At 51.2% G+C, this 2,606-nt stretch carries 3 protein-coding genes; all 3 read left to right on the plus strand.

Annotation, left to right across the window (positions count from 1 at the left end):
* The first annotated feature begins 5 nt into the window (after positions 1 to 5).
* The 3 genes from QZ311_RS12235 (at position 6) to QZ311_RS12245 (ending at position 2,480) form a co-directional block, all read left to right on the plus strand.
* Positions 6 to 1,040: an AAA family ATPase gene (locus tag QZ311_RS12235; RefSeq protein WP_297068495.1), complete on the plus strand. Its 1,035-nt coding sequence runs from the start codon at positions 6 to 8 to the stop codon at positions 1,038 to 1,040.
* A 125-nt stretch (positions 1,041 to 1,165) separates the two neighbouring features.
* A complete protein-coding gene (locus QZ311_RS12240) occupies positions 1,166 to 2,014 on the plus strand; it encodes a toprim domain-containing protein (protein WP_297068494.1) in 849 nt (282 codons plus the stop codon).
* On the plus strand, positions 2,001 to 2,480 hold the full coding sequence (locus QZ311_RS12245) for a DUF3408 domain-containing protein (RefSeq protein ID WP_168182066.1): 480 nt from the start codon (positions 2,001 to 2,003) through the stop codon (positions 2,478 to 2,480). The genes QZ311_RS12240 and QZ311_RS12245 overlap by 14 nt, the downstream gene beginning before the upstream one ends.
* Positions 2,481 to 2,606: the final 126 nt, after the last annotated feature.

Raw genomic sequence — 2,606 nt, forward strand, 5'->3', positions numbered from 1 at the left:
AAGAAGTGAAAGAGGACATCCTCCGACTTTGGGAGGAAAAGCAGTTGAGAATCACGGATGAGATTCAGACTGCGCCGGAGGTGCTGTACGCCAACGGCAGCGTTATCGGAACACTCGGCAACTTCTCGGCTTCGACCGGCAAAGCCAAGAGCAAAAAGACATTCAATGTCGCCGCGATTGTCGGGGCATCACTCGTCAACGGCAAAGTATTGGGCTACACCGCAGAGTTCCCCGATGACAAGCGCACAATCCTCTATTTTGACACCGAGCAAAGTCCGTATCACTGTCAGAAAGTTATGGAACGTGCGTTGCGCCTGGCGAAACTCCCGACCGACACCCATCCGGAACATTTGAAGTTCGCCGCTCTGCGCCAGCTAACACCCACATTGCGCCTTGAAGTAATCGAACAGGCGATAATCAACACTCCCGGTGTCGGACTTGTAATCATCGACGGTGTGCGCGACCTTATGTACGACATCAACTGCGCCAAGGAATCGACCGACCTTATCGGCAAGCTGATGGAATGGACAGACAAGTTCCAGATTCATATCCACACCGTCCTGCATCTCAACAAGAGCGACGACAACGCCCGTGGTCATGTCGGCACCGAGCTGAACAACAAGGCAGAGACAATCCTCCAAATTAGCCGCAGCAAAACCGATGATACCGTGTCGGAGGTCTGCGCCGCCATGATCCGCGCCGCCGAGTTCGATCCATTTGCCTTCCGCGTCAATGACTATGGACTCCCTGAGATTGCAAGCGGGTATGTGTTCTCCGAGCCGGGCAAGAAAGCCAAAGACCCTTATCCATACAAGGAGTTGACCGAGGAACAGCATCGCGAGGCATTAGGCGTAATCTTCGCCAACGGTCCGATAAAAGGTTGCCGGAACTTCGAGGCTGCACTCAAAAGCGGATATGCCGCCTGTGGTCATTCCTATTCCAACAACAAGGTAAAGGGCTTGAAGACCTTTCTTGACAACAAAGGTATGATTCGTTACGAGAACCGCGAGTATATCTACAATCCTGATTTCTACTATTGAGAAACACCAAATTGGTTTGGTTTAGAAAAGGGCATATATAATAGGCGCTAAACCAAGAACCATCTCACCCAAACATTTTAGAACCCATGATCAAAGAGATTAAATCAATCCCTTTAGCCTCCTTCATGTCCCGAATCGGACATGAGCCTACGGCGAGAAAAGGAACAAGGCTCTGGTATAAGTCGCCTTTGCGACAGGAACATACGCCGTCATTCAAGGTCGAGACTGCGCTCAACTGCTGGTATGATTTCGGACTTGGCAGAGGCGGCAACATCATCGACCTTGCAGCCGAGTTGTATCAGACAACAGACCTGCGCTATCTCATGCGTTGCATCGCTGACAGTTGTTTGGTGCCATCAGTGCAGACAGTCGCTTCCTCTTATCCCCAGCGACACTCTGCGACGAGCATGGAGCGGTTTGAGGTCGTGCCACTGGAACACCGCGCACTTGTCGCATACCTCCAAGAGCGTGGCATCCCGGCACACATCGCCACGGCGAACTGCAAGGAGGCTCAATACAGCGTCAACGGCAAGTTTTATTTTGCCGTGGCATTTGAGAACGTCAGCGGAGGCTGGGAACTGCGCAACCGATATTTCAAAGGTTGCCGTAGACGCAAGGACATCTCATATTTGCCGTGGGCGAGAGATGGCCCGTCAGCAGAGTGTGCCGTGTTCGAGGGATTTATAGATTATCTCTCGGCACTCACACTCGGCATCATCAGTGGAGCCGACACAATCATACTCAACTCGGTTGTCAATGTCAACAAGGCTGTGCCTTTTCTCAAAGGTTACACTACTATCAACTGCTACCTTGACAACGACAATGCCGGGAAAACAGCACTCGCCGAGTTGACCGCCATTTATGGCTCAACAATGATTGACCGCTCCACGCTCTACTCCGAGTTCAACGACTTGAATGATTTTCTTATCAATCGAAGTTTCACCAAAAACACACTTTCCAATGAAAACAAATAAACCCACCGCATCCAAGTCAACCGAGTTGACCGATGCAACCAAATCCAAAGTATCGACCCTTAACCCCGAAGTCACAATGAAATCAGATAACTCCACCAACCCTAATCCCGCAGTCAACAGCGATAACACTGTTAACAGCACCACACCTGCCAACGCTGACAATCTGTTTGACAACGAACAGCCAGTAACCGAGGCAACTGCCGTAACCGAGCCACCGAAGCAACAGCGCATCGGCAGGCAGCAGCGCAAATCGGATTTCGCCGAGTTCAAGGCAACGTTCCTCACTCCTGCAAAGCTGGTGAACCGCCATGCCCTGAACATCGAAGGCGACCTATGGGACCAGCTTGAGCGCGTTTCCAGAATCCTCGGTGGCCGTGGCACTACCGTCAGCAGTTACGCCAACGCAATCCTCGCCGAGCATCTGAAACAGTATGCCGAAGACATCGAAATCTGGCGCAAACTCTGAGCGCGTGATTGCAACTACATTTTGACCGCTAAATAGTCCTCGTAGTTTCGTGCACCTCGAAACTATCGTAGGGGTTCGGAATCGGAGGGAGCGAGTTTATGTTTTCGTATTACAAGTAATCCTCAA

Origin of the sequence: uncultured Duncaniella sp. (genome assembly GCF_910578445.1) — a bacterium.
In the GTDB taxonomy this organism is placed as follows: Bacteria; Bacteroidota; Bacteroidia; order Bacteroidales; family Muribaculaceae; genus Duncaniella.

Bases quoted from the DNA above. Each gene is read 5' to 3' on its own strand.
- QZ311_RS12240 (WP_297068494.1), top strand. From the start codon at position 1,166: ATGTCCCGAATCGGACATGAGCCTACGGCGAGAAAAGGAACAAGGCTC.
- QZ311_RS12245 (WP_168182066.1), top strand. From the start codon at position 2,001: ATGAAAACAAATAAACCCACCGCATCCAAGTCAACCGAGTTGACCGAT.